Origin of the sequence: Bowmanella dokdonensis, from assembly GCF_017254865.1 — a bacterium.
GTDB lineage: Bacteria > Pseudomonadota > Gammaproteobacteria > Enterobacterales > Alteromonadaceae > Bowmanella > Bowmanella dokdonensis.
The window spans coordinates 1-439 of the sequence record NZ_JAFKCV010000099.1 but is presented as its reverse complement, the minus strand read 5'-3'; the positions used below and the strand labels follow the sequence as shown (position 1 = coordinate 439).

General features: G+C 49.0%; 1 protein-coding gene. It reads left to right on the top strand.

What is annotated here, in order from left to right; translation table 11 throughout:
• Nucleotides 1-20 precede the first annotated feature (20 nt).
• Nucleotides 21-439, top strand: a 419-nt coding sequence (locus tag J0A66_RS21725; RefSeq protein ID WP_241264375.1) for a PAS domain S-box protein, incomplete at its 3' end; no start/stop codon positions are given.

The following is a 439-nucleotide window of genomic DNA, read 5'->3' as shown; positions in this document are numbered from 1 at the left end:
ATCAAAATGTCAGTATCTTGATGCCGCAACCTTTTTCGGACGAACACGATGATTATTTGGGCCATTATTTGCGTAGCGGTAAGGCCAGGATTATTGGCAGCGATCGCGAGGTATTGGCATTACATAAATCCGGTATGACGATGCCGGTCAGGCTAGCCATCGGCCATGCCCAGTTACCGGGTGAGGATCTTTTTGTTGCCTTTGTTACCGATATTAGCCAGCGGCTGCGTATGGAGAAGGCTCTTAAAGACAACGAGGCCAAATATCGCTCCCTTATCAGCAATATCCCTGGTGCGGCCTATCGCTGCCAGGCCGACATTGATTTTGCGATGATATTTATTAGCGAAGCAGTGGAGCAAATCACGGGCTTCCCCGCCCAAGATTTTATTCTGCCCAACCCCAAACGACATTTTTCAGATCTGTTTCATCCCGAGGACAG